This window comes from Kitasatospora sp. NPDC059088, from assembly GCF_042738155.1.
Taxonomy (GTDB): Bacteria; Actinomycetota; Actinomycetes; order Streptomycetales; family Streptomycetaceae; genus Kitasatospora.
Map to the genome: position 1 here is coordinate 1 of NZ_JBHYGR010000021.1, position 17,493 is coordinate 17,493.

Genomic DNA, 17,493 nt, shown 5'->3' on the forward strand with positions numbered 1-17,493 from the left:
TCCGACAGGAGGCCGTCCACACCCTCCCGGTCCGTGGTGTGGTCGTCCGCGAAACGACGGTCACCCGTCGCATCCGGCACGTACTTCACACAGACGACGATCCTCAAGCTCATGAGCGGTTTCTCCTGTCACGGGTGCACGGATGCACTGGATCCATGGCCTCAGGTCAGGCCGAGGGTACTGAGTGCCAACCCCGGCCCGGCAACGGCCCGCGTGCCGCAAGCGCCACCTGGACCGGCATGCCGGGTCGGCTGTCTGCGACTGGCATCAGAGGCTCCACCGAGAGAATACGGCACTCAGTACCCCTGGTAAAGGCACTCAGTACCCTACCCGGTGTCCGGGGCCGTGCCGGAGTGCACCAGAATGCCCGAGCGTGCCGCCCGCAGTGCCGAACCGGGGCCCGGGGCGGCGGATCGGCACCGGAGGAGGCGGCGGAGATGACGTCGGTGGACGTGCTGGTGGTCGTGCACACCACGGTCTACGGCCAGCGGCTGCGCAGCGTCCACGCCCTCCTCGACGCCGACCCGCGGGTGCGGGTCCGGTTCACGGTGGCGCCGCACACGTTCAACCGGGGTGCGGCCGCCCACGTCCGACGGCTCGGCGCCACCGTGCTGCCCTGGGCGGAGGCCGTCCGCCGGAGTTTCGACCTGGTGCTCGCCGCGGGTTCGCGAGGGCTGGAGCGACTGCACGGCCCGACGGTCCGGCTGACGCACGGCGTCGGACACAACAAGCTGTCGCCGTCCGGCATCGGGGCCGGGCGGACCGTCGCCGGGCTCGGGCCCGAGTACCTCGTCTGGCAGGGACGGCTGGTGCCCGCCGCGTACGCGCTCGCGCACCGGGACGACCGCACCGAGCTCGGTCGCGGCTGCCCGGAGGCGCTGTCGATCGCCGAGGTCGTGGGCGATGCCGACCACGACCGGATCGCCGCCGCGCTGCCCGACCGGGAGCGGTACCGGACCGCGCTCGGACTGGCGCCCGAGGAGCGGCTGGTGCTGCTCTGCTCCACCTGGGGCAGCGGCTCGCTGTTCGCGCGGCTCGACACCGTCCTGCCGCGGCTGGCCGCCGAGCTGCCCCGCCACGGCCACCGCGCCGCACTGCTGGTCCATCCCAACGTGGCCGCCGCGCACGGCCCCCGGGCCGTCCGCGCACGGGTGGCCGGCACCGCACCCCGGGCGGTCAGCGTGCCCGGGCCGGAGGAGGACTGGCGCCCCCTGCTGGTCGCCGCCGACGTCGTCATCGGCGACCACGGCTCGGTCACCCTCTACGGCACCATGACCGGCGCCCCGATCCTGCTCGCCGCCTACCCGCAGCACGGCATCAACCCGCGCTCGCCCGGCGCGCGGCTCGCCCGCACCGCGCCGGCACTCAGCCCGTCCCGCTCGCTCACCGCCCAGCTCGACCGCGCCGCCGAGCGGTACCGGCGCGAGGACTACGCCGCGGTCGCGGCCCGGATCAGCTCGGAGCCCGGCCGGTTCGACCTCAGGATGCGTCAGCTGCTCTACCGCGTCCTCGGCCTGGCCGAACCCACTCCTCCGCCCGTACCGCCCGTACTGCCGCTGCCCTCGCCGTTGTGGCCCGCGGCCGACGACGGGGTCGGTGCACCAGCAGCCATCACGGCGGCGACACGCGCGGCATCGGGGGCGCCCAGCGCCTGGTAGAGGTCGAGGGACTCCTGCCAGCGGGCGTCCGCCCCGGCGGGGTCGCCGCAGGCCAGGGCGAGGTTTCCCGTGAGTTCGAGGACCCGGGCCTCCCAGCGCCTCGCCCGGCCTTCCCGGAAGACCCCGAGCGCCTCCGCGAAGCACCGCCCCGCCTCCTCGTGGGCCCCGAGGACCGTGTGCGCCCGGCCGAGGAAGGCCAGCGCACGGGCGGCCTCGTACGCCGTGGGGAGGGTGGCGAGCTCCCGGTGGGCTCCGATGAGGACCGGGACGGCCTCGGCGGCCCGACCCTCCTCCAGCAGGATGCCGCCGAGGGCGAGTCGGGCCAGCGCCGTACCCCGTCGGTAGCCTCGGGCCGCCCGGATCGCGGCCGTCCTGCGCAGGCAGTCCGCCGCCTGGGCGAACCGGCCCTCCGCGTGGTGGGTCTGGCCGAGGCCGTAGAGGGCGTCGGCCTCGGCGAGCGCGTTGCCGGCGCCACGGGCCAGGTGGAGCGCCTCGGTGTACCACGCGGCGGCCTCCGCGCCCCGGCCGACGTTGCGCAGACCGGCGCCGCCGGAGGTGAGCATGCGTAGCTCGCCGTCGCGGTGGCCCGCCGAGCGCGCGGCGATCAGGCCGATCCGGTGGGCCTCGACCCACAGCGGGACGGGACGCAGCTGGAGGAAGAGCGGCCACATGGCGTCGACCAGCTGCCAGGCGGTGGCGGCACGACCGGTGTCGGCGGCCCAGCGGACGACGTCGGCGAGCCGCCCGGTCTCCGCGTCGAGCCAGTCGACCGCCGCCGCTTCTCCGGCGAACTCCCCGGGCACCGGTCCGGTCACGAAGTCACGGCGCAGGGTTCGATGACTCGGGGTCAGCAGGGCCTCCGCGGCCGTGGCAGTGGCCAGGTACCAGTCGAGGAGACGGTCGACGGCAGCCCGCCCCTCGGGGTGGTCGCGGATCCCCTCCCCGCACGCCGACGCGTGCAGCTTCACCAGGCCGTGGAACCGGAAGCCGTCCGCCGCCGCCTCCAGCAGGTGGACGTCGACCAACCGGTCGAGCAGCGGCTCGGCCTCGGCCCGTTCCAGATCGCCGAGCACCCGGACGACGTCCAGGGTGAAGACCGGAAACGGCAGGAGACCCAGCAGTCGGTACAGCCGGACAGTCGCCGGGCCCAGTCCGGCCAGGGAGGCGTCCAGTGGCTGCCGCACGCCCTCTCCGTCGATGTCGAGTGCGACGAGCCGCCGGGACTCGTCGACGACGGGTCCGGCGGCGCCCAGGAGCGACTGCGCGGGCCGGGCCGCGACCCTGGCGGCGGCAAGACAGACGGCCAGCGGAAGCCCGGCGCAGCACCCCACCACCAGTTCCGCGACCGCCTGCTCCCGCGCCACCCGCTCCTCGCCGACCAGCTGGGCGAACAGTCGCACCGAGTCCTCGTCCGACAGCAGGTCGACCGGCCGGAGAACGGCACCGTCCGTGCCGAGCCGGGTGAGTCGACGGCGGCTGGTGACCACGACCACGGCGTGCTCCGCGCCGGGCAGCAGCGAGCGGACCTGGGCGGCGCTGGATGCGTCGTCGAGCAGGACGGCGATCCGGCGTTCGGCGGCGAGCGAGCGCCAGAGCGCGGCGCCCTCGGAGGGGTCGCGTGGCACCGGCGAGACGCCGAGGGCGCGCAGGAAGCCCGCCAGCACCTCGGCAGGATCCGCCGGACCGCCGGGGGCGTGGGCCCGCAGGTCGGCGAAGAGCCGACCGTCCGGGAAGCGCTCGGAATGGCCTCGCAGCCAGTGGACACCGAGGGCGGTCTTCCCCACCCCGGCGGGCCCGGTGAGCACCACGGTCAGGTCGACCGGACCGCCCGCCCTGCCCAACTCTCGGTCCAGGCAGGCGAGGTCGGCGTCCCGTCCGACCAGCCGACGCGGCACGGGGGGAAGCTGCCGAGGTACCGGGGGCGAGGAGCCAGCGGGCGAGGAGTAGACGGTCAGGTCGCGGATCCGGCCCGCCTGGACGACCGCACCGGCGACCTCGCTCCCGGCAAGGGAGTTGCGCACCGTGGAACTCAGCTCACGGGTGGAGTCCGCCGCGCTCACCGGCCGCCGCCGGACCGGCGAGGACGTCGAACTCGCGGCGCCCCGCACGAATCCGGTTCCATCGGCTCCCCCTACCCGTCAGGCACAGCACGAACGAAGGACGGAGACGGCCGGAGAAGGCGCCGGAATCGTCCGGGCATCACTGATACCACGAGACATGACGGATCGTCAGCCTGATCGCCCCGCGCCGTCCGGCACCACGGGCCGGTGCGGTTCGCGCCGGCCCGTGGACGCGGGGCCACGAGGTCAGGCAGCGGTCAACGCGACGGCTGCCTCTCCCGTGTAGACGCTGAAGGTCAACGACTCCTGCAGATAGAGCCGTACCGAGTCACCGTCGTGGGAGAGGTAGCCGACGGAAACGTCCTGGCCCAGGTGGAGTTCGAAGTCGCCGCCGCGGGTGGAGAGCAGGAAGGCGCCCTCGATGGCGGGGGCCCAGATGATGTCCCCGTCGAGGAGGCGGGCGATGTGGCTGGCGACGGGGTAGCCGTGGTCGGAGGTCTCGTTGACGGCGGTGTAGGCGTCGGCGCCGAGGAGGAGGGCGTAGGGGCCGCCGACGCCGGCGAGGCGGAGAGCGGTGAGGGCCTGGCTGACGGCTTCGGGGTATTCGCGGACGTCGGGCGGGAGTTGGACCGGCGGGTTGGTGGAGTCGGCGCGGATGCCCTCGATGCGGGCGGCGGGGTAGCCGTCGAAGACGGTGCGGTCCTCGGCGCGGGCGAGGGTGCGGGCGGCGTCCTTGACGGGTTGCCAGTCGGAGTCGCGGGAGCCGCGTTCGACGTCGTCGACGGCGGAGCGGCTGACGGTGAAGGGGACGCGCAGTTCGACCACCGGGCGGCTGGTGCGGGCGTGGGCCTGGACGCCGTCGAGGGGTGGGTCGATGGTGGTGAGGTGGCCGGTGCCGACGGCGGCGAGGGTGGGGCCCTCGGGACCGTCGAGGTCGACCACGCGGCGGCCGGCGACGTGGAGTTTGAAGGTCTGCCGGGCCTCCTCCTCGATCTCCTCCCAGGCGGCGGCGGAGACGGGGGCGAGTTCTCGGTGCAGGTTGCTCATGGTGCGGGTCCTGTTCAGGAGGTCGGCCGTTCAGGAGGTCGGCTGTTCAGGAGGTCTGTGGTTCAGGAGGTCGGTCTGAGGCTGCCGATGCCGAGTGAGCCGTCCGGGCGGGCTGCGGGCGCAGCCGGGGCCGGGGTCGGGCCCGAGGCCGGGGCGGCCGGGGGCGGGGTGTCCAGGAGGTCGGCGGTCGGGACGAAGAACAGCGAACCGGTGACGGCGGTGGAGAAGTCGAGCAGCCGGTCGGTGGTGCCGGGCGGGCGGCCGAGGAACATGTTGCGCAGCATCTCCTCGGTGACCCCGGGGTCGCGCGCGTAGCCGATGAAGTAGGTGCCGAACTCGCCGCTGCGGTCGAAGGAACCGAAGGGCATGTTGAACCGGAGGATCTTCCGCTCGGCGCCGTCCGGGCCGGTGATCACGGTGAGGGCGACGTGCGAGTCGGCGGGTTTGACGTCGTCGTCCAGCTCGATGTCGGTGAGCTTGGTGCGGCCGACGGCCCCCTCCTGCTGCTCGACGGCGAGGGCGTTCCACGTGTCGAGGTCGTGCAGGTACTTCTGGACGATGACGTAGCTGCCGCCGGCGAAGCCCGGGTCCTCCTCCCCCACCACGGCGGCGGTCTCGGCCGCACGGCCCTCGGGGTTCTCGGTCCCGTCGACGAAGCCGAGCAGGTCGCGGTCGTCGAAGTACTTGAAGCCCTGGACGGAGTCGACCACGGTGGCCGCCCCGGCGAGCCGGTCGACCAGGCGGGTGGCGAGTTCGAAGCAGAGGTCCATCCGTTCGGCCCGCAGGTGCAGCAGCAGGTCGCCGGGGGTAGCCGGGGCGCGGTGGCGGGGGCCGACCACCTCCTGGAAGGGGTGGAGTCCGGCGGGACGGGGGCCGGTGAAGAGCCGGTCCCAGAGGTCGGAGCCGATGCCGGTGACGCAGGTGAGGCCGCCCTCGGGGGCCCGGAAGCCGACGGCCCGGCGCAGTCCGGCGAGGTCGGGCAGCAGGTCGCGGACGGTGGGCTCGCCGCCGGGTTCCACGGTGAGGACCAGGAAGACCGCCGCACTGGTCAGCGGGGAGAGCACGGCTTGGGGTTCGGGCTGCACGGCGGGGGTCCTCCTCGGGAGGCGGCTCGCGGAGCGCTCTCTCACGGGGTGTGAACGGATCGCGACGGATCAGCACCAATCTGATCATGCCGATGAGGACCTCGCACGGCGGGCGGCCGGGCGCGGACCTGCGGAAGGAGCGGACAGGCCGAAGGGGCGGACCTGCGGAGGGGTGGACGTGCGGAAGGGGCGGGGCGCACCGTCGCGCACCCGCCCCTCAGGTCCGGCCCTCAGACCCGCAACGCCGCCAGCTGCTCGGCGAACGGGACCACCTGCTCCGGCACCGCCGCCGCCTCCGCCGCCGGGGCCCGCCCCGCCAGCAGGGCCGCCAGCTCGCCCGCCGCGCGGTCGATCCGGCCCGGCAGGCCGTCGGTGAGCGCGTCGCCCGCCGTGCCCCAGTCGTCGGTGGCCGCGTACACGGCGGTCGGCAGCACCACCGCGCGCAGGTAGCTGAACAGCGGCCGGACGGCGTGCTCCAGGGCGAGCGAGTGCCGTGGCGTGCCGCCGGTGGCGGCGATCAGCACCGGCTTGCCGGTGAGCGCGTCGTGGTCGACCAGGTCGAAGAAGGACTTGAACAGGCCGCTGTAGGAGGCCGTGAAGATCGGCGTCACCGCGATCACCGCGTCCGCCCCCGTCACCGTCCCGATCGCCCCGCGCAGCGCGGCGGCCGGGAAGCCGGTGACGAAGTTGTTGGCGATGTCCACGGCGAGGTCGCGCAACTCGACCACGGTGACCTCGACCTCCCGCCCCTCCAGGGCGAGCCGGCGCACGGTCGACTCGGCGAGCCGGTCGGCCAGCAGCCGCGTCGAGGACGGCTTGCTGAGGCCGGCGCTCACCACGGCCAGCTTGAACGCGGTCACTCGGCCACCTCCACGGGCTCCTTGTCACGGGCCGCGACCAGCGCGGCGTGGGTCGGCCCGTCCGGGACCTCGGCCGGACGGCCCTTGGCGAACTCCTCGCGCAGCACCGGCACGACCTCCTCGCCCAGCAGGTCCAGCTGCTCCAGCACGGTCTTGAGCGGCAGGCCGGCGTGGTCCATCAGGAACAGCTGGCGCTGGTAGTCGCCGAAGGTCTCGCGGAAGGTCAGCGTCTTCTCGATGACCTCCTGCGGGCTGCCGACGGTCAGCGGGGTCTGCTCGGTGAACTCCTCCAGCGAGGGCCCGTGCCCGTACACCGGCGCGTTGTCGAAGTACGGACGGAACTCGCGGACCGCGTCCTGGGAGTTCTTCCGCATGAACAGCTGGCCGCCGAGGCCGACGACCGCCTGCTCGGGGGTGCCGTGCCCGTAGTGGGCGTAGCGCTCGCGGTAGAGGTCGATCAGCTTCTGGAAGTGCTCCTTGGGCCAGAAGATGTTGTTCGCGAAGAAGCCGTCCCCGTAGTAGGCGGCCTGTTCGGCGATCTCCGGGCTGCGGATCGAGCCGTGCCAGACGAACGGCGGGACGTCGTCCAGCGGGCGCGGGGTGGAGGTGAAGGACTGCAGCGGGGTGCGGAAGCGGCCCTGCCAGTCGACGACCTCCTCGCGCCACAGCTGGTGCAGCAGCGCGTAGTTCTCGACCGCGAGCGGGATGCCCTGGCGGATGTCCTTGCCGAACCACGGGTACACCGGGCCGGTGTTGCCGCGGCCCATCATGAGGTCCACCCGGCCGTCGGCGAGGTGCTGGAGCATCGCGAAGTCCTCGGCGATCTTCACCGGGTCGTTGGTGGTGATCAGCGTGGTCGAGGTCGAGAGGATGATCCGGTCCGTCTGCGCGGCGATGTAGCCGAGCATGGTCGTCGGCGAGGACGGGACGAACGGCGGGTTGTGGTGCTCGCCGGTCGCGAAGACGTCCAGGCCCACTTCCTCGGCCTTGCGCGCGATGGCCACCATCGCCTTGATCCGCTCGTGCTCGCTCGGGGTGCGTCCGGTGGTCGGGTCGGGGGTGACGTCGCCGACGGTGAAGATTCCGAACTGCATGCTGCTCACCACACTCCAGGAGGTCCAAGTCGTTCAACTTTCAACCACCCTAGCACGCAGGCGCGGATCGTTATTCCCGCGCTTCCCGCCGACAATGGAAGGCGGGCCCCGGCAACCGCCGGAGCCCGCGGAAGGACGGCGAACCGATGGCGCCGTACATCGCGGTGAGCGCACTGAGCCACGAGGGCCTGGTGCGGGAGCACAACGAGGACAGCCTCACGATCGGCCCGTGGACGCTCTGCGCCACCGTGACCACCAACCCGCAGACCCTGCTCTTCCCGCTCGGCCCGCCCTGCGTGGTCGCCGTGACCGACGGCCTCGGCGGCCACCCCGGCGGCGAGGTGGCCAGCGCCCTGGTCGCCCGGCGGCTCGCCGCCGCCGGGGGCGGACTGGACGGCGAGGAGGCCGTCCGGGCGGAGCTCCAGGAGTGCAACCGGGCGGTCTACGCGGCCGCCGCCGGGGAGCCGGAGCTGGCCGCGATGGGGACGACGGTCGCCGGGCTGGTGCTGCTGCCCGACCGGGCCGTGGTCTTCAACGTCGGCGACAGCCGGGTCTACCGGATCAGCAGTGGCGGGCCGGAGCCGTCGCCCCCGGAGCGGTCGAGCCCGGAGCGGGGGACCTCGGCGCGGGAGGCCCCGGGGCGGGAGGCCCCGGAGCGGGAGGCCCCGGAGCGGGTGAGCCTGGAGCGGGTGAGCCTGGAGCGGGTGAGCGTGGACGACAGCCCGCCGCTGCCGCCCGGACAACGCACCACCCCGCTGGTCACCCAGACCCTGGGCGGCTCGCTCGGACTCACCTTCGTCGAACCGCACGTACGGGTCTCGCCGCTCGCCGCCGGCGACCGCTACCTGGTGTGCAGCGACGGCCTGACCGACCCGGTGCCCGAGGAGGAGCTCGCCGGACTGCTCGCCCGCGCGGACGGGCCCTCCGACCGGGCCGACGGCAGGGCCGCCTTCGAGCTGTGGAAGGCGGCCGTCGAGGCGGGCGGTCCGGACAACATCACCCTGGCGCTGGTGCGGATCGGCGAGTAGCCGCGCGCGATGCCCCGGAAGCACCGGGGACCGGAACGCCGGAACGCCGGAAGCCGTGCCGACGGTTCGTCAGCACGGCCTCCGGAAAAGCGAGTTGAGTCGCTGCCGGCGGCTACTTGCGCAGCAGCAGGATCACTCCGGCCGTCACCAGGCCGACCAGCACGGCAGCCGCGCCGTACGCCAGGCGGTGCGCCTTCAACACCGGCAGGAAGCGGTCCACCGCGTAGCGGCCCGGGCCGGTCAGCGCCAGGGCGGCGGCGCCCGCCGTCAGCAGCAGCTCGTACTCGCTGCCCTTCGGGGCGAAGAAGCCGCCGCCCCAGGTGACGGCGATCGCGTTGACCATCGTGCCGACGATCGCGGCGCCCGCCAGCGGGGTCAGCAGGCCGACGGCGAGGCCGAGTCCGCCCAGGACCTCGGTCAGGCCGGCCACCACGGCCATGGCGTTGCCGGCCGGGTAACCGCTCATGGTGAAGAACTGACCGGTGCCGTCGATCCCGCCGCCCCCGAACCAGCCGAACAGCTTCTGACTGCCGTGCGCGGCCATGGTCAGGCCGAGCACCAGGCGCAGGAGCAGGAGTCCGGCGTCGTAGGCGTGCGGGGAGGTCGTCGCGGACCCGGAGCCGCCCCGTGCGGAGCGGGCGGCGGGGCTGGTGGGACTGGTGGCGGCGGTCGTGCTCGGGCTGCTGCTCGGCATGCGCGTCTCCATCGATCGGGGTCGGTCGTAGGGGTGTGTGTGGTGATGCGGCCGGGCGGGGTGGGACACGCCGCGCCTTTTGTTCAAATTTGAACCGGCCACTCCTCGACCGTACCTTGGAGTTCGAATTTGAACAACTGACGGTGCATGGACGACTCGCGCACCCCACCGGGGCCGGGGCAGGGTGGAGACATGGCTCACCGCAGGCAACGCCCGCCGGCCGACCGGCCCGGCACGCCCTACCCCGAGGCGCTCGCCGCCTTCGACGAACGGGTCCGGCTGATCGCCCCCGGCCATTGGGACTCCCCCACCCCGTGCGCCGACTGGACGGTGCGGGACCTGGTCAACCACCTCACCGGCGAGCAGCTCTGGGTCCCCGACCTGCTGATGGGCGCCACCATCGCCGAGGTCGGCGGCCGCTACGACGGCGACGTGCTCGGCGACGACCCGGTCGCCGCCTGGAACTCCGCCGCCGAAGCCGCCCGGCAGGCCTGGGACGTGCCCGGCGCCACCGAACTCACCGTCCACCTCTCCTTCGCGGACGTCTCCGGGCAGTACTACCTGGACCAGCTCACCACCGACCTGGTCGTCCACGCCTGGGACCTCGCCGAGGGCATCGGCACCCGTACCCGGCTCCCGGCCGGCCTGGTGGACTTCGCGCTCGGCGAGATCGGCGGCTACGGCGACCTCTCCGGCAGCGGACTCTTCGACCCGCCGCTGCCGGTCCCCTCGGACGCCGCCCCGCAGACCCGGCTGCTGGCCCTCACCGGGCGGCGGGACGGCGGCTGAGCAGGGATCTCCCCGCGGAACCCGCACCCAGCAGCGGCCCGGACCGGGGTTTCGCGCGGCGGCGCCGGATACTGGACAGTACGGGGGGGCGAGTCCTGATCCCGGACGAGAGGCGGGCACGCCATGAGCCGCAGGCCGGACATCCTCGGCGAGTTCACCGCCGACCACAAGGCGGCCACCGACCTGCTCGACCGCGCCGAGGCGGCGCCGGCCGGCTCGGCCGAGCGCGGCGAGCTGGTCAGCAGGCTGACCGACCTGCTGTTCAGCCACTGCGCCGCTGAGGAGGAGCACCTCTTCCCACTCGTCCAGCACGACGTGCCCGAGGGCGGAGCCCTGGTGTTCAGCAGCATCCACGACCACCTCGCGATCGGGCAGTACCTCGCCGACCTGCAAGGACTCGGCCCGGACGACCCGGCGTTCGACACCCTCCTGCACGGCCTCGGCGACACCCTCCGGCGGCACCTCACCGGCGAGGAGAAGACGGTCTTCCCGGCCGCCCGCAAGGCCCTGCCCGCAGCGACCCGCGCGGAGCTCGGCGAACGGCTCCGGGCCCAGCGGGCGGACACCGAGCCGACGGGCAGCGATCCTGCGGGCACCGAAGCGAGAGGCACCGAACCAGCGGGCACCGAGGCGACGGGCACCGAACAGGCGGGCACCGAACCGGCGGGCAGCGGCCCCGCGGGCTGAGGCCGGTCAGCTCTTCGGGCTGATCACCGCGAAGCGGGCGCCGTCACGGTCCCGCAGCCGGGCCACCCGGCCGTACGGGGAGTCGAAGACCGGTCCGATCCCCGCCCCGCCCAGCTCAACCGCCCGCGCCACCGCCCGGTCGGTGTCCGGGACGGCGAAGGAGACCTCCCAGTGCGGCGGTGGGCCCGCCGGTCCGCCCGCCTGCTCCTTGGCCAGCGCCGCGACGCTGTGCCCCTCCGCGCGCAGCACCACCCGGTCGTGCTCCCAGCGGACCTCGAAGCGCTCCGGGTCCCGGCCGTCCCAGCGGAACACCTCGCCGTAGAACAGCGCCGCCGCGAAGGGGTCCGGGGTGCGCAGCTCGATCCAGACCGGCGCTCCCGGCACGTCCAGCCGCCGGGCCCGGCCCGGCGGGCCCTCCCAGATGCCGAACACCGCCCCGGCCGGGTCCGCCGCGAAGGCCACCCGCCCGGCGTCGAAGGCCAGCGGGCCGACCGCCAGGGTCGCGCCGCGCTCGCGCACGGCGTCGGCGGCGGCGTCGGCGCTCTCCGTCCCGAAGTAACTGGTCCAGGCGAGCGGCACCGCCCCCAGGCCCGCCACCCCCAACCCGGCCACCGCCTCCCCGCCGGTCACCGCGTGCACGTACGGGCCGAAGCGCTCCGGGCCGGGCTCGAACTCCCAACCCAGCAGCGGACCGTAGAACCCCGTGGCGCTCTCCAGGTCCCGGGCCATCAGGCTCACCCAGCACGGAACGGCCGCCACGCAGCGCACCTTGGCGGTCGTCTCCTCGCTGCCCATCGCGGACCTCCTCGCCCACCCGGCCGCCGGGCCCCTCCCGACTCCCGCGGCCCACCGGCCGCCCGGGACGCCCACAGCCTAGGGCGGGCGGAGCAGCCCGCCCGGGAAGGCACGGCCGGGCTCAGCGCACCCAGTTCTTGAGCGGCTCGGTGTCGAGGACGATGCCGACCGGGCCGGGGAGGCGGACGGTCTTGCCGAAGGCGAAGGTCCGGACGGTTTCGTAGCGAACGCCGTCCGGCCGGCTGTGGACGACGGCTTCGGCGGAGTCGCGATCGATCAGCAGGTAGACGGGGATGCCGGCCTCGGCGTAGGCACGCGGTTTCTCGACGCGGGCCCGGTGGTCGGCGTCCGCATCGTCGTCAGCGACCTCGAAGACCATCAGCACCTCCTCGACCTCCGCCCACGCACCGAGGCCGGCGAAGGCCTCCGAGGGCGCCAGGACGCCGTCAGGGTGCGCCCGCCCGTCCCGGAGCGCCTGCACCTTCAGGCCGTGGCTGTGCAGGAACTGTTCCGGCCGCACGTGCAGGCACCTGCGCACCAGCCACTCGACCACCCGTCCGTGGTTGCCGTCGGGTCGGGGCTGGACCACCAGCCGCCCGCCGAGGAACTCCAGCCGGATTCCTTCGACCGCCCGGGGGCGAGACGCGCGAGCTCCTCGAACTCCTCGGGCACCATCTGCGGGCGTCCAGGGATCACGCTCACGGGTCCCCCTCCGCCGCCTGGTTGTCCGATCGGACAACGAGGAGATCGGCGGGCGGGAACCGTAAACGTGACGCAGGTCACAGCATGGGAAGAAATTGCGGGGACAGATTCCCCGTTTGCGAGTACGTTGGAGAAAGCGGGGAGAACTTCCCCGGTATTCTGGAGGAGCACGTCGCCATGACCACCGTCGCCGCAGAGCCGGCCCGTTCCACGGGGAGTGTGCGCACGCCGAAGTTGCGTGCGGACGCGAGCCGGAACCGGGAGCGGATCGTACTGGCGGCCCGGGACGCGTTCGTCGAGCACGGTGCCGAGGTGCCGCTGGACGAGATCGCGAAGCGGGCGGGGGTCGGCAATGCCACGCTGTACCGGAACTTCCCGGACCGCGCGGCGCTGATCCAGGAAGTGGCGCTGCTCGTCAAGAACCGCATCCTGGCCCTCGCCGAGACGGCGACGGCCGAGGCGGACGCGGGAGTGGGCGGCGGTCCGTTCGACGCTCTGCAGCGGTTCGTGCACGCGACCGTGGCGGAGAAGGTCGGCGGGCTCTGCGCCGTCTTCACCAGCACCGTCGATCCGGACGACCCGGAGTTGACCGAGACGCGGGAGCGCCTGCGGTCCGCCGTGAGCGGACTGATGGAGCGCGCCCGGGCCACCGGCGAGCTCCGGCCGGACGTCGACCACGGGGACCTGTTCGTCGCGATGAGCCAGCTGACCCGGCCGCTGCCGGGCACCTCCTGCCAGCTGCTCGACGACTTCGTCCACCGCCACCTGCAGCTGTTCCTGGACGGCCTGCGCGCGCCGGCCCGCTCGGCGCTGCCCGGCCGGGCCGCGACCTTCGAGGACTTCCGCCCTCGGCACTGACCGACCACCTGGACCCAACCACTGATCCGATCCTGATCCGAGCCGATCCGACCCCCCTCGCACCCCACCTTCCGCGCGACTGACCGGAGTCGCCTCCGGGCGCGTCCGCGCGCCCTCGCACCCGTACGGCAACCTGCCGTTCCCGTACGGCAGTTGACCGTTCTCGCACACCACGCACCGTGAAATGGGTACCCCCATGTCTCAGACCGACGCCGCTCCGGCGACGATCCCCGATCCCAGGCGCTGGAAGGCGCTGATCTTCATCGGCCTGGCCCAGCTGATGGTCGTCCTCGACGCCACCATCGTGAACATCGCCCTGCCGTCCGCCCAGACCGATCTGGGCATATCCGACGGCAACCGCCAGTGGGTGATCACCGCCTACGCGCTGGCCTTCGGCGGCCTGCTGCTGTTCGGCGGCCGGATCGCGGACCTCTGGGGCCGCAAGCGGACCTTCATCGTCGGTCTGACCGGCTTCGCCCTCGCCTCCGCGCTCGGCGGCATGGCGGTCAACACCGCGATGCTGCTCGGCGCCCGCGCCCTCCAGGGCGTGTTCGGCGCGCTGCTCGCCCCGGCCGCGCTGTCGCTGCTCGCCGTGACCTTCACCGAGGCCAAGGAGCGCGCCAAGGCCTTCGGCATCTACGGGGCGATCGCCGGTGGCGGTGGCGCCATCGGTCTGATCCTCGGCGGCGCGCTGACCGAGTACCTGAACTGGCGCTGGACCTTCTACGTCAACATCCCGTTCGCCATCGCGGCCATCGCCGGCGCCGTCCTGGTGATCAGCGAGCCCGTCGGGGGCCGCAACCGCAACAAGCTGGACATCCCCGGCGTGGTGCTGGTGACCACCGGCCTGGTCTCGCTGGTGTACGGCTTCACCCGCGCCGAGTCCAGCGGCTGGACCGCCGGCAGCACCCTGGCGCTGTTCGCCGCGGCCGTCGTGCTGCTGACCGCCTTCGTGATCGTGGAGCGCGCGGTCGCCGCCCCGCTGCTGCCGCTGCGCGTGGTGCTCAACCGCAACCGGGGTGGGGTCTACCTGTCGCTGGGCATGGCCGTGATCGGCATGTTCGGTCTGTTCCTCTTCCTGACCTACTACCTCCAGGTCGTGCGCGGCTACAGCCCGGTGCTGACCGGCGTCGCCTTCCTGCCGATGGTGGCGGGCATGATCACGGGCTCGACCCAGATCGGCGCCCGGCTGATGACCCGCGTCCCGGCGCGCTACCTGATGGCGCCCGGCTTCCTGACCGCCTCGGTCGGCATGTTCCTGCTGACCCACATCGGCCTGGACACCTCGTACCCGGCGCTGATCCTGCCCGGCCTGGTCCTGATGGGCCTCGGCATGGGCACCGCCTTCATGCCGGCCATGAGCCTCGCGACCTACGGCGTCCAGCCGCGTGACGCGGGCGTGGCCTCGGCCATGGTCAACACCTCGCAGCAGGTCGGCGGCGCCATCGGCACCGCGCTGCTGAACACCATCGCGGCCAGCGCCACCACCAGCTGGCTGACCTCGCACGCCACCTCGCTGGCCACCGCGGCCAGCCCGGAGGCCGCCAAGCTCGTGCAGTTCCAGGGCATGGTGCACGGCTTCTCGACCGCGATCTGGGTGTCCTTCGGGATCCTGGTGGCGGCCGCCGCCGTCGCCTTCACCTTCATCAACGCCGGTCGCCCCGACACCACGGGTGCCGGCTCGGGTGCGGCGAAGAGCGACGAGGTGCCGGTGCTGGTGCACTGACCCTCGCGGGGCCCCACGGGGTGACTCGGGTGCGCATGCGGCCCGTCCGGTGTCTTCCACGACACCGGGCGGGCCGTTCGCCGTTTCCGGAGGGGCCGCCCGGGAGCGGCGAGCCGCGGCGGGAGGGGCCCCGGGTAGAAGTGGGGATAAGTCCCCGATTATGGTGGCGTCCGTACGAAGCGGGGACTGATCCCCGTTTCCTTCGGACCGAGGTGCGTGCACATGACCCGGAATCAGAACCCAGGGCGGGGGCAGCGGGCCGCCGACTGGGCGGACGGCCGACTGGGGATCCACTCCCTCGCCAGGGCCAACCTGCGCAAGATCTTCCCGGACCACTGGTCCTTCATGCTGGGCGAGATCTGCCTCTACACCTTCCTGATCATCATCCTGACCGGCGTCTGGCTGACCCTGTTCTTCAAGCCGAGCATGGGCGAGGTGGTCTACAGCGGCTCGTACGTCCCGCTCAAGGGCATCCGGATGTCCGAGGCCTACGCCTCCACCGTGGACATCAGCTTCGAGGTCCGCGGCGGGCTGCTGATCCGGCAGATCCACCACTGGGCGGCGATCGTCTTCGTCGCGGCGATGTTCGTGCACATGATGCGGGTGTTCTTCACCGGAGCGTTCCGCAAGCCGCGCGAGGTCAACTGGGTCTTCGGCTTCCTGCTGCTGTTCCTCGGCATGCTGGACGGCTTCTTCGGCTACTCGCTCCCGGACGACCTGCTCTCCGGCACCGGCATCCGGTTCATCGAGGGCGTGGTGCTGGCCGTGCCGCTGGTCGGCACCTACATCCAGATGTTCCTGTTCGGGGGGGAGTTCCCCGGGCACGACATCATCCCGAGGTTCTTCACCGTCCACGTGCTGCTCGTGCCCGGCATCATGCTCGGGCTGCTGGTGGCGCACCTGATCCTGGTCTTCTACCACAAGCACACCCAGTGGGCGGGCCCCGGCAGGACCGAGAAGAACGTCGTCGGCATGCCGCTGATGCCGGTCTACATGGCGAAGGCCGGCGGCTTCTTCTTCCTGGTCTTCGGGATCGTCGCCCTGATGTCGGCGATCGCCACGATCAACCCGATCTGGGCGTACGGCCCGTACCGGCCCGACCAGGTCTCCACCGACGCCCAGCCCGACTGGTACATGGGCTTCGCCGAGGGCCTGATCCGGGTGATGCCGGGCTGGGAGGTCGGCCTGTGGGGGCACACCCTCAACCTCGGGGTGCTGATCCCGTTCACGCTGTTCCCGGTGATCCTCGGCGCGATCGCGGTCTACCCGTTCGTCGAGGGCTGGGTGACGAACGACGCCCGCGAGCACCACCTGCTCGACCGGCCGCGCAACGCGCCGGTCCGCACCGCCCTCGGCGCGGCCTGGATCAGCGTCTACCTGGTGATGCTCGCGGGCGGCGGCAACGACCTCATCGCCACCCATCTGCACCTGTCGCTCAACGCCATCACCTACGCCGTACGGATCGGCTTCTTCGTCGTCCCGGTGGCCGTCTTCGTGGTCACCAAGCGCTGGTGCCTGGGCCTGCAACGGCGGGACCGCGACAAGGTGCTGCACGGCCGGGAGACCGGCGTCGTCAAGCGGCTGCCGCACGGCGAGTTCACCGAGGTGCACGCCGGGCTCGCGCCCGCCGAACTGCACCGGCTCACCGCACACGAGCAGCCCCGCCCCCTCGAACTGCCGCCCGCGGTCGACGAGAATGGAGTGGCCCGGCCGGCGGGCGCGCTCACCCGCACCCGCGTGCGGCTGTCCCGCGGGTTCCACGGCGAGCACGCGCGGATCGGGAAGCCCACCGCCGAGGAGTACCGCGAGCACCACGAGCACCGCGAGCACCGCGAGATCACCGAGGGCGAGGGCCACGGTCACCACTGACCCCGCCCCCCTGTGCGAGGGAGGAGATCATGCACGACCCCACCGACCGGCTCGCCGACAGCAAGTACCTCCTGCTGACCACCTTCGGCGACGACGGCAGCCGACTGGACACCCAGCTGTGGGTGGTCGCGGACGGCCGGGCGCTCGGCGTCTGGACCCCGGCCCACTCCGGTGAGGCCGAACGGATCCGCCGCCACCCCCGGGTGCTGATCGGCCCCTGCGACGCCCACGGGCGGCCCACCGGCCGCCGGCTCCCGGCCCGCGCCCGGCTCTGCGACGCCGACGCGACCGCGCGCTACCGCACCTCACTGATCAACAAGTACGGCCTGACGGCCCTGCTCACGCTGGCCCGGAGTCGGTTCCGGGTCGGGCTGTCCGGGACGGTCGGGATCCGGATCACGCCGAACGAGCTGGAGCAGCGGCTGGTCGGGCCGGAGTGGCGCCCGCCGGGGACGTACTGCGTCAACTGAGCGGCGCGGAAGGGCTTCGGGCACCCCGGAGCGCGTCGAGTGCCGGGATCCGTGGGAACGGGCCCGGCGCT

At 73.1% G+C, this 17,493-nt stretch carries 15 protein-coding genes and 2 pseudogenes; 8 read left to right on the plus strand and 9 right to left on the minus strand.

All coding sequences use genetic code 11. From position 1 onward, the window contains the following. Positions 1-113 (minus strand): annotated as a pseudogene (locus tag ACFWXO_RS12155) (electron transfer flavoprotein subunit beta); the annotation flags it as partial. A gap of 324 nt (positions 114-437) precedes the next feature. On the opposite strand from ACFWXO_RS12155, the gene ACFWXO_RS12160 reads away from it, so the two are divergent. Then, entirely contained in the window at positions 438-1,658 is a 1,221-nt protein-coding gene (locus tag ACFWXO_RS12160) for a hypothetical protein (protein ID WP_380523456.1), read from the plus strand. Between the two features lie 1,295 nt (positions 1,659-2,953). Here the strand turns inward: ACFWXO_RS12160 and ACFWXO_RS12165 are convergent. The 5 genes and pseudogenes from ACFWXO_RS12165 to ACFWXO_RS12185 all read right to left on the minus strand — a co-directional run. Beyond that, positions 2,954-3,766: pseudogene (locus ACFWXO_RS12165) on the minus strand (NB-ARC domain-containing protein); the annotation flags it as partial. 198 nt (positions 3,767-3,964) lie between these two features. Continuing rightward, positions 3,965-4,765 carry a family 1 encapsulin nanocompartment shell protein gene (locus ACFWXO_RS12170; RefSeq protein WP_380523459.1) on the minus strand — a complete coding sequence of 267 codons (801 nt, stop codon included), beginning with the start codon at positions 4,763-4,765 and terminating at the stop codon, positions 3,965-3,967. 62 nt (positions 4,766-4,827) lie between these two features. After that, positions 4,828-5,850: a Dyp-type peroxidase gene (locus tag ACFWXO_RS12175; protein WP_380523461.1), complete on the minus strand. Its 1,023-nt coding sequence runs from the start codon at positions 5,848-5,850 to the stop codon at positions 4,828-4,830. Positions 5,851-6,080: 230 nt separating this feature from the next. Further along, complete coding sequence (locus ACFWXO_RS12180; protein WP_380523463.1) at positions 6,081-6,710, minus strand: FMN reductase; 630 nt, start codon at positions 6,708-6,710, stop codon at positions 6,081-6,083. Then, entirely contained in the window at positions 6,707-7,804 is a 1,098-nt protein-coding gene (locus tag ACFWXO_RS12185; RefSeq protein WP_380523465.1) for an LLM class flavin-dependent oxidoreductase, read from the minus strand. The genes ACFWXO_RS12180 and ACFWXO_RS12185 overlap by 4 nt, the downstream gene beginning before the upstream one ends. A gap of 146 nt (positions 7,805-7,950) precedes the next feature. On the opposite strand from ACFWXO_RS12185, the gene ACFWXO_RS12190 reads away from it, so the two are divergent. Further along, positions 7,951-8,832 carry a PP2C family protein-serine/threonine phosphatase gene (locus tag ACFWXO_RS12190; RefSeq protein ID WP_380523466.1) on the plus strand — a complete coding sequence of 294 codons (882 nt, stop codon included), beginning with the start codon at positions 7,951-7,953 and terminating at the stop codon, positions 8,830-8,832. 112 nt (positions 8,833-8,944) lie between these two features. Here ACFWXO_RS12190 and ACFWXO_RS12195 read toward each other — a convergent pair whose 3' ends face one another. Further along, on the minus strand, positions 8,945-9,526 hold the full coding sequence (locus ACFWXO_RS12195) for a DoxX family protein (RefSeq protein WP_375891290.1): 582 nt from the start codon (positions 9,524-9,526) through the stop codon (positions 8,945-8,947). A gap of 192 nt (positions 9,527-9,718) precedes the next feature. Here ACFWXO_RS12195 and ACFWXO_RS12200 point away from each other — a divergent pair, with 192 nt between their 5' ends. Continuing rightward, positions 9,719-10,315 carry a TIGR03086 family metal-binding protein gene (locus ACFWXO_RS12200; RefSeq protein WP_380523470.1) on the plus strand — a complete coding sequence of 199 codons (597 nt, stop codon included), beginning with the start codon at positions 9,719-9,721 and terminating at the stop codon, positions 10,313-10,315. 123 nt (positions 10,316-10,438) lie between these two features. Further along, on the plus strand, positions 10,439-11,002 hold the full coding sequence (locus ACFWXO_RS12205; protein WP_380523472.1) for a hemerythrin domain-containing protein: 564 nt from the start codon (positions 10,439-10,441) through the stop codon (positions 11,000-11,002). Positions 11,003-11,008: 6 nt separating this feature from the next. On the opposite strand, the gene ACFWXO_RS12210 is transcribed toward ACFWXO_RS12205, so the two are convergent. Further along, positions 11,009-11,797 carry a VOC family protein gene (locus tag ACFWXO_RS12210; protein WP_375891285.1) on the minus strand — a complete coding sequence of 263 codons (789 nt, stop codon included), beginning with the start codon at positions 11,795-11,797 and terminating at the stop codon, positions 11,009-11,011. 121 nt (positions 11,798-11,918) lie between these two features. Beyond that, positions 11,919-12,386 (minus strand): Uma2 family endonuclease, encoded by a 468-nt coding sequence (locus tag ACFWXO_RS12215; protein ID WP_380523475.1) that lies wholly within the window; start codon positions 12,384-12,386, stop codon positions 11,919-11,921. A gap of 290 nt (positions 12,387-12,676) precedes the next feature. On the opposite strand from ACFWXO_RS12215, the gene ACFWXO_RS12220 reads away from it, so the two are divergent. The 4 genes from ACFWXO_RS12220 to ACFWXO_RS12235 all read left to right on the plus strand — a co-directional run bounded on the left by ACFWXO_RS12220 (position 12,677) and on the right by ACFWXO_RS12235 (position 17,422). Beyond that, positions 12,677-13,357, plus strand: coding sequence for a TetR/AcrR family transcriptional regulator (locus tag ACFWXO_RS12220; protein ID WP_375891281.1), 681 nt, complete (start codon positions 12,677-12,679; stop codon positions 13,355-13,357). Between the two features lie 184 nt (positions 13,358-13,541). Further along, positions 13,542-15,083: an MFS transporter gene (locus ACFWXO_RS12225; RefSeq protein ID WP_375891279.1), complete on the plus strand. Its 1,542-nt coding sequence runs from the start codon at positions 13,542-13,544 to the stop codon at positions 15,081-15,083. 222 nt (positions 15,084-15,305) lie between these two features. Beyond that, a complete protein-coding gene (locus ACFWXO_RS12230; RefSeq protein ID WP_380523478.1) occupies positions 15,306-16,952 on the plus strand; it encodes a cytochrome bc complex cytochrome b subunit in 1,647 nt (548 codons plus the stop codon). A gap of 29 nt (positions 16,953-16,981) precedes the next feature. After that, the gene (locus tag ACFWXO_RS12235; protein ID WP_375891275.1) at positions 16,982-17,422 is read left to right on the plus strand and encodes a PPOX class F420-dependent oxidoreductase; all 441 of its coding nucleotides are present in this window, start codon (positions 16,982-16,984) and stop codon (positions 17,420-17,422) included. The last annotated feature ends 71 nt before the right edge of the window (positions 17,423-17,493 follow it).

What these genes read in the sequence shown, in the direction of transcription:
- ACFWXO_RS12160 (WP_380523456.1), top strand. Translation starts at nt 438, where the DNA reads ATGACGTCGGTGGACGTGCTGGTGGTCGTGCACACCACGGTCTACGGC.
- ACFWXO_RS12170 (WP_380523459.1), bottom strand. Translation starts at nt 4,765, where the DNA reads ATGAGCAACCTGCACCGAGAACTCGCCCCCGTCTCCGCCGCCGCCTGG.
- ACFWXO_RS12185 (WP_380523465.1), bottom strand. Translation starts at nt 7,804, where the DNA reads ATGCAGTTCGGAATCTTCACCGTCGGCGACGTCACCCCCGACCCGACC.
- ACFWXO_RS12190 (WP_380523466.1), top strand. Translation starts at nt 7,951, where the DNA reads ATGGCGCCGTACATCGCGGTGAGCGCACTGAGCCACGAGGGCCTGGTG.
- ACFWXO_RS12195 (WP_375891290.1), bottom strand. Translation starts at nt 9,526, where the DNA reads ATGCCGAGCAGCAGCCCGAGCACGACCGCCGCCACCAGTCCCACCAGC.
- ACFWXO_RS12200 (WP_380523470.1), top strand. Translation starts at nt 9,719, where the DNA reads ATGGCTCACCGCAGGCAACGCCCGCCGGCCGACCGGCCCGGCACGCCC.
- ACFWXO_RS12205 (WP_380523472.1), top strand. Translation starts at nt 10,439, where the DNA reads ATGAGCCGCAGGCCGGACATCCTCGGCGAGTTCACCGCCGACCACAAG.
- ACFWXO_RS12210 (WP_375891285.1), bottom strand. Translation starts at nt 11,797, where the DNA reads ATGGGCAGCGAGGAGACGACCGCCAAGGTGCGCTGCGTGGCGGCCGTT.
- ACFWXO_RS12220 (WP_375891281.1), top strand. Translation starts at nt 12,677, where the DNA reads ATGACCACCGTCGCCGCAGAGCCGGCCCGTTCCACGGGGAGTGTGCGC.
- ACFWXO_RS12225 (WP_375891279.1), top strand. Translation starts at nt 13,542, where the DNA reads ATGGGTACCCCCATGTCTCAGACCGACGCCGCTCCGGCGACGATCCCC.
- ACFWXO_RS12230 (WP_380523478.1), top strand. Translation starts at nt 15,306, where the DNA reads ATGACCCGGAATCAGAACCCAGGGCGGGGGCAGCGGGCCGCCGACTGG.
- ACFWXO_RS12235 (WP_375891275.1), top strand. Translation starts at nt 16,982, where the DNA reads ATGCACGACCCCACCGACCGGCTCGCCGACAGCAAGTACCTCCTGCTG.